This window comes from Enterobacter sp. K16B, assembly GCF_020216105.1.
Lineage (GTDB): Bacteria > Pseudomonadota > Gammaproteobacteria > Enterobacterales > Enterobacteriaceae > Enterobacter > Enterobacter sichuanensis.
The window spans coordinates 20,938-27,726 of sequence record NZ_JAIWJZ010000019.1; the positions used below are offsets into that span (position 1 = coordinate 20,938).

Below are 6,789 nucleotides of genomic sequence, written 5' to 3' on the forward strand. Positions count from 1 at the left end.
TAAAGTCAGTAGCACCTTTACATTGAATGAGTTTCTGTGGCTGGCTATCGGCAAGTATGGAGTCGAACTTGAGCATTCTGAAGCGCATCCCAGTGACCGCTGATAATAGCAAAGCCTGATAGGGCGCGATATCAGCAAATTCCTGGAAACATTTCAACCTCTTGACATTTGTTTTGAATTGAGGATTGATCCCTGCTACGTTGCACAAATGTAAATAAAGAACGATTGACATTGCCGAAACCGTGCAGCGTATCGCACAATAACGCCAGTTCTCACTGCTAAGACCCATCAAGATGAGCAAACCACTACAAAAACCCACCATTCTGAATGTTGAAACTGTCGCAAAATCGCGCCTGTTTAATGTCGAAAGTGTGGACCTGGAGTTCAGCAACGGTGTGCGTCGCGTTTATGAACGTATGCGCCCCTCGTCGCGCGAAGCGGTGATGATAGTTCCGATTGTCGACGATCACCTGATTTTGATCCGCGAATACGCTGTGGGAACGGAATCTTACGAGCTTGGGTTCTCGAAAGGGCTTATCGACCCGGGCGAAACCGTCTTTGAAGCGGCAAACCGCGAGCTGAAAGAAGAAGTGGGTTTTGGTGCCAATGAGCTGTCGTTCCTGAAAAAACTGAGCATGGCACCGTCCTATTTTTCCAGCAAAATGAATATCGTGGTGGCTGAAGACCTCTATCCTGAATCGCTGGAAGGGGACGAGCCGGAGCCGCTGCCGCAGGTTCGCTGGCCGCTGGCGCATCTGATGGATCTGCTTGAAGACCCTGACTTCAATGAAGCTCGCAACGTGAGCGCGCTGTTCCTGGTCCGGGAGTGGCTGAAGGGGCAGGGGCGACTGTAGTCCATAAAAAAAGCCGGGTGGTGGCTTCGCCTGACCCGGCCTGCGATGTTTTGCCCGGTATTTACCGGGCATTTTTATATTTAGAACAGCTCGTGCGTTTCGCCGTTATCGATAATCTCGGTACCCACCTCATGCACTGCCTGCGTGGTTGGCTGTGTGCCCTCGATGAAATACTCTTCGCGGCTGTTGCCGCCGTTGGCGAGCTGGCCCGTGCTGCGGTCGATATTGACCGTCACCACGCCCGGCGGTGGCGTCAGCGGCTGCTCCGGCACACCTTCAAGCACCGATTTCATGTAGGCATCCCAGGCCGGTTGCGCGCTTTTCGCGCCGCCTTCGTAGCCGGAAATCTGATCTTTAATCGCGCCAGACGCCGTTGTACGACCTAAATCACGGCGGTGATCGTCGAAACCGATCCACACCGAGGTCACCACGCCCGGGCCGTAACCCGAGAACCAGGCATCCTTCGAGCTGTTGGTGGTCCCCGTTTTACCGCCGATATCATGGCGCTGCAAATCACGCCCTGCGCGCCAGCCGGTACCCTGCCAGCCGGGTTCACCGAAGATGTTGGTGTTCAGCGCACTCTTGATCAGGAATGACAGCGGGGTATTGATCACATGCGGGGCATATTCCTGCGCACCCGTCTGTGCGACCAGCGCCTGGTTAGCCTGTTCCAGCTGTGGCTGCGGTACAACGCCGTTCGGCTGTTCCTGCGACACGGCAGGGTCTTCCATGTCCTTATTCTCAAGCACGTCAGATTTCGGTGTATTACCGTAAATCACCGGAATATCGCACTCTGCACAGGCAATTTTCGGCTTCGCCTCAAACAGCACGCCGCCCTGATCGTTCTCAATTTTACTGATGAAGTACGGGTCAATCAGGAAGCCGCCGTTGGCCATCACGGAATATCCACGCGCCACCTGAAGCGGGGTGAATGACGCAGAGCCTAACGCCAGCGATTCGGTACGCACGATGTTCTGCGCCGGGAAACCGAAGCGTTGCAGATACTCAGCGGCATAGTCGACGCCCATCGCGCGCATGGCTCGCACCATCACCACGTTCTTCGACTGTCCCAGACCCTGACGAAGACGAATAGGGCCGGCATATTCCGCAGGGGAGTTCTTCGGCTGCCAGTCGGAACCTGCTCCGGCATCCCAGCGGGAGATAGGCACGTCGTTAAGGATACTGGCCAGGGTCAGGCCCTTATCCATTGCCGCCGTGTAGAGGAACGGCTTAATGTTGGAACCCACCTGACGCAGCGCCTGAGTGGCGCGGTTAAATTTGCTCTGGTTGAAATCGAATCCACCGACCAACGCCAGCACGGCGCCATTCTGTGGGTTGATGGAGACCAGGGCGGAGTTGACGTCCGGCACCTGTGCCAGCCACCAGGCATCGCCCACCTTGCGCACCCAGATTTGTTGTCCGGTCTGGACTGCATCGGTCACTTTACGCGGTGTTGCGCCCTGCAGGGTATCCGAACGGTACGGACGCGCCCAACGAATCCCCTCCATACGCAGGGAGACGGATGTCCCATCCGCGAGCGTTGCCACGGCTTCCTGAGGATCGGCCTGCGTCACCACGGCCGGAAGGAGCGGACCATAGGTCGGCAGCGCTTTCAGCGTACTGGTGATTTTTTTGCTGTCCCACGCGCTTTCGCCCACTTTCCAGAGCACGTTTGACGGGCCGCGATAGCCGTGACGCATGTCGTAATCCATCACGTTGTTGCGCACCGCGTCCTGAGCCGCCTGCTGCACTTTGCGGGTAACGGTGGTGTAAACGCGGTAGCCATCTTCATAGGCCTTATCGCCATAGCGGTTCACCATCTCCTGGCGAACCATTTCGGTCAGATAAGGGGCAGAGAAGGCGATCTCAGGGGCATGGTAGTTGGCGTCAATGACATCGTTGCGCGCCTGCTCGTACTCACTCTGGCTAATGTAGCCTTCGCTCAGCATACGTGACAGGACGACATTGCGACGCGCGGTGGCGCGATCGAGCGAGTAGAGCGGGTTAAAGGTTGACGGCGCTTTTGGCAGACCGGCGATGGTTGCCATTTCGCTTAGGGTGAGCTGCTCAACAGGCTTACCGAAGTACACCTGCGCGGCCGCCCCCACGCCATAGGCACGGTAGCCCAGGTAGATTTTATTGAGGTACAGCTCAAGGATCTCGTCTTTGCTCAGCAACTGCTCAATACGGATCGCAAGGAACACCTCTTTGATCTTACGTATCAGCGTTTTTTCAGGGCTGAGGAAGAAGTTACGCGCCAGCTGCTGCGTAATGGTACTTGCCCCCTGGGAGGCATGGCCAGAGAACAGCGCAATGCTCGCGGCACGGAAAATCCCCACCGGATCGACACCGTGGTGCTCGTAAAAACGGCTGTCCTCTGTGGCGATAAAGGCTTTCACCATCACTGGCGGAATTTGGTTTAAGGTCAGCGGGATACGACGCTTCTCGCCATACTGCGCCATTAATTCGCCATCGGCGCTATAGACCTGCATCGGGATCTGGAGACGCACATCGCGAAGCGTGGCGACATCAGGTAGCTGTGGCTCAATATATTTGTATAAACCGTAAATCGAGCCTGCTCCCAGCAGAATGCAACAGACTGCAAGGATAAATAAATACTTTACGAACTTCACCGGAGATTTCCCATTTGGTTTCACTTGGGCAGTTTCTAAACAATCGCGCGGTAGTATAAAGGCAAGCCTGATTCATTGATATAGCCGTCAAGGCGACGGGCGATAAGGAGATCGTGAAACATGGCTTTTAAAACATGGCAAACGGGCGTTCATATTCAACAGGATAGGGTACTGATCGTCGCGCTGGTAAGAGAGAAGTCGGGCTGGTGCCTGCGCCGCTGGTGGGCCGTTCCTCTGGCCGAAGGGATCATTGGTGACGGCAAGATTTATCAGCCAGAACAGCTGATTGATGCGTTACGCGACTGGCGGAAAACGTTGCCACACTATCACCGGATTTTTCTCTCTTTTCCGGCAGCGCGCACTCTGCAAAGGTCGCTTCCCCGCCCGGCCATTGCGCTGCGCGACAGCGAACAGCTCTCATGGCTTGGCGCGGCGCTGGCGCGGGAGCTGGAGATGTCTGCCGATACGCTCTGTTTCGATTACGCGCAGGACACCTTCAGCAGCACATTTCACGTGACTGCGGCACAAAACAACGAGGTTGAAACCTTGCTGACGCTGGCCAAAACGTTACGTTTGCGGCTGGCAACCATTACCCCGGATGCCAGTGCGCTGAAGAATCTTCTTCCGGCGGTGGCACCGGCGCAGTGTGTCGTCTGGCGGGATGAACGGCAGTGGCTCTGGGCGATGCGCCACCAGTGGGGGCGCCGTGTTGCCGCAGAAGCTGAAAACGTGGTTGAGCTCTCAGCGTTGCTGGCTGTGGAGCCGGCGGATATCGCGCTGTTTGATAGCCAGCGTAATCCATGGGAAACCCTGCAGCGATGCCATGCCCCGTTACCGGAATGCGGCGCGGACTATACCGTTGCGCTGGCGTTAGCCATGAGTGAGGTGCCCGCATGAGCATCACGAATTTTCTGCCGTGGCGGCAGCAGCGGCGCGCGCGATGCCTGCGTTTCTGGGGAGCAACGTTTGTCTGCACGTCGCTGTTGATGGTCACGACCATCGCCTGTTTGCGGATGAACCCGCTTTTGCGGCTGCACGCCCTGCAAACGGATCTGACGGGGATACAGTCCGTGCAGCACGGCCTCGTTGCTCGCCAGAGACTCGCGACACCCGCGCAGAGCCCTGCACGCCAGCGGCGCGCATGGCAGCCGGTGCTGGAGTCGCTGTCCGCCACCCTTCCTGCGCAGGTCTGGCTCACGGAACTGCGCTACCAGCCTCCCGCTCTGATGTTTACCGGGTTTGCCACCACCCTGCCGGTCCTGTCTGCGCTGCGTGATGCGCTTGGACAACTCCCGGGCTTTACCCCCGGGACAGCGGGTGAGCTTCGGCAGGATAGCCAGGGGCGCTGGTCGTTCACCTTTCATCTTAGCGAGGGGTAACGCGTGAATATCCTGTTGGAGCGCTGGTGCGAAAGCCGTCCCTGGATCCGCGGTCTCTGCTGGTGTCTGAGCACTTTCCTGGCAGGGCTCGCTGCGTGGGGCACCCTGCTCAGACCGGTAGAGAGACAGTGTGCTGAACGACAAAGCCAGCTGATCCAGGAGGCGAGGACCAACGCATCGTTATGGCCTGTCGTCAGCACGGTGCCGCTGCGCACAGAAACTGCGCAAGCACCAGAAATGAAGCCGTTTTCGCCGCTTGATTTTCAGGGGGATGAGACGACGCTGGTTCACTGGAAGCCGCTGCAGAACGGAGGAGAGCTGACGCTGGAGGCGGAGTGGCAGGCCATCCCGGGGCTTTTTTCCCGGCTGGCGCAGCGGGATGTCGAGATTGCGGCTTTCGCTATTGCACCTGAAGGTAAGGCGTTACGCCTGCGGCTGGAGCTGGATCATGCGAAATAGCACACGATACTGGCTGGTGTGCTCAGTATTGCTGTTGACCGGCATGCGCGATCCCTTTCGCCCGCCGGACGATCCCTGCGCGACGGGTGAACTGACGCAGTGGCGCTATCGCGGCATGGTGGGGGGACGCGAGGCTATCGGCATTTTGCAGGATGGGCAAAAGCGCTGGCACCGACTAAAAATGGATGAGCGCTTCCCGGCGGGCTGGCAAATAACTGCCATTACTGAATCGGAACTGGTTGTTGAGGTGGGAGACACCTGTGAACCCGTCCAGTGGACGTGGCAACGAGAAGGAATCGAGAAGAATGAATTTACGGATAACGCTGTTGCTGCTGATGTTCAGCCATCCGCTGTGGGCCGCCGCGCCAAAGCCGGTCACGCTGGTGGTGGATGATGTTCCGGTCGTTCAGGTGTTGCAGTCGCTGGCCACTCAGGAGAGCCGTAATCTGGTGGTATCGCCTGATGTCAGCGGCACGCTTTCGCTTAACCTGACGCATGTCCCCTGGCGGCAGGCGCTTCAGACGGTTGTCTCCAGCGCCGGACTCGTTTTGCGCGAGGAGGGGGGCATTTTCTATGTTCATACCGCAGCCTGGCAGCGTGAACAGCGGGAACGTTCAGAACAGGAGAAGGCGCGTCGACAGCTTGATGCGCCGCTGGTTTCACATAGCATCCCTTTTTCCTATGCCGATGCCGGAGAGCTGCAAAAAGCAGCGGAAAAACTCCTGAGCCCAAAGGGAAGTTTATCTGTCGACAAACGGACCAATCGCCTGCTGATTCGGGATAGCCAGACGGTGGTGGATACGCTGGTGCGCTGGGCCAGTCAGATGGACATTCCCGTCGAGCAGGTAGAGCTGGCGGCGCATATTGTGACCATAACTGAAAAAAGCCTGCGTGAACTGGGGGTGAAGTGGGCGCTCGCCGATGCCACCGACGCGGGGAAGGTGGGACAGCTCACGACGCTTGGCAGCGATCTGTCCGTGGCCAGCGCCACCAGCCACGTAGGGTTTAATATCGGGCGGATCAACGGTCGGCTGCTGGATCTGGAACTGTCTGCGCTGGAGCAAAAACAGCAGGTCGATATTATTGCCAGCCCGCGACTGCTGGCCTCGCATATGCAGTCGGCCAGTATCAAACAGGGGAGCGAGATCCCTTATCAGGTCTCCAGCGGGGAAAGCGGCGCCACCTCCGTTGAGTTCAAAGAGGCCGTACTGGGGATGGAAGTGACGCCGGTGGTATTGCCGGGGGGACGCGTGCGCCTGAAATTGCACATCAGCGAAAATATGCCAGGACAGGTCCTGCAGCAGGCTGACGGCGAAACGCTGGCTATCGACAAACAAGAGATAGAGACGCAGGTTGAGGTAAAAAGTGGAGAAACGCTGGCATTGGGCGGAATTTTTTCGCAGAAGAACAAAACCGGCAGTGACAGCGTGCCGGGGCTGGGGAGCATTCCCTGGCTGGGGGCGC

7 protein-coding genes are annotated in these 6,789 nt (G+C 57.8%); 6 read left to right on the top strand and 1 reads right to left on the bottom strand.

Going from position 1 to position 6,789, the window contains the following annotated elements; translation table 11 throughout:
• Positions 1–293: 293 nt before the first annotated feature.
• On the top strand, positions 294–854 hold the full coding sequence (nudE, locus tag LDK53_RS04900; RefSeq protein WP_008503041.1) for an ADP compounds hydrolase NudE: 561 nt from the start codon (positions 294–296) through the stop codon (positions 852–854).
• Positions 855–934: 80 nt separating this feature from the next.
• On the opposite strand, the gene mrcA is transcribed toward nudE, so the two are convergent.
• The gene (gene mrcA, locus LDK53_RS04905; RefSeq protein ID WP_045285979.1) at positions 935–3,487 is read right to left on the bottom strand and encodes a peptidoglycan glycosyltransferase/peptidoglycan DD-transpeptidase MrcA; all 2,553 of its coding nucleotides are present in this window, start codon (positions 3,485–3,487) and stop codon (positions 935–937) included.
• Positions 3,488–3,607: 120 nt separating this feature from the next.
• Here mrcA and LDK53_RS04910 point away from each other — a divergent pair, with 120 nt between their 5' ends.
• From LDK53_RS04910 to hofQ, 5 genes are all read left to right on the top strand, one after another.
• Positions 3,608–4,384 carry a pilus assembly protein PilM gene (locus tag LDK53_RS04910; RefSeq protein WP_225284761.1) on the top strand — a complete coding sequence of 259 codons (777 nt, stop codon included), beginning with the start codon at positions 3,608–3,610 and terminating at the stop codon, positions 4,382–4,384.
• Positions 4,381–4,866 (top strand): PilN domain-containing protein, encoded by a 486-nt coding sequence (locus LDK53_RS04915; protein ID WP_225284763.1) that lies wholly within the window; start codon positions 4,381–4,383, stop codon positions 4,864–4,866. The genes LDK53_RS04910 and LDK53_RS04915 overlap by 4 nt, the downstream gene beginning before the upstream one ends.
• A 3-nt stretch (positions 4,867–4,869) precedes the next feature.
• Positions 4,870–5,325: a hypothetical protein gene (locus tag LDK53_RS04920; protein ID WP_025758093.1), complete on the top strand. Its 456-nt coding sequence runs from the start codon at positions 4,870–4,872 to the stop codon at positions 5,323–5,325.
• Positions 5,315–5,719: a HofP DNA utilization family protein gene (locus tag LDK53_RS04925; RefSeq protein ID WP_053060170.1), complete on the top strand. Its 405-nt coding sequence runs from the start codon at positions 5,315–5,317 to the stop codon at positions 5,717–5,719. The genes LDK53_RS04920 and LDK53_RS04925 overlap by 11 nt, the downstream gene beginning before the upstream one ends.
• Positions 5,631–6,789 (top strand): DNA uptake porin HofQ (gene hofQ, locus LDK53_RS04930; RefSeq protein ID WP_225284765.1); only part of this gene is annotated, 1,159 nt, incomplete at its 3' end. The genes LDK53_RS04925 and hofQ, both read left to right, overlap by 89 nt.

Excerpts from the sequence above, each read along its gene's own strand:
- nudE (WP_008503041.1), top strand. The coding sequence starts at position 294 with ATGAGCAAACCACTACAAAAACCCACCATTCTGAATGTTGAAACTGTC.
- LDK53_RS04925 (WP_053060170.1), top strand. The coding sequence starts at position 5,315 with ATGCGAAATAGCACACGATACTGGCTGGTGTGCTCAGTATTGCTGTTG.
- LDK53_RS04915 (WP_225284763.1), top strand. The coding sequence starts at position 4,381 with ATGAGCATCACGAATTTTCTGCCGTGGCGGCAGCAGCGGCGCGCGCGA.
- LDK53_RS04910 (WP_225284761.1), top strand. The coding sequence starts at position 3,608 with ATGGCTTTTAAAACATGGCAAACGGGCGTTCATATTCAACAGGATAGG.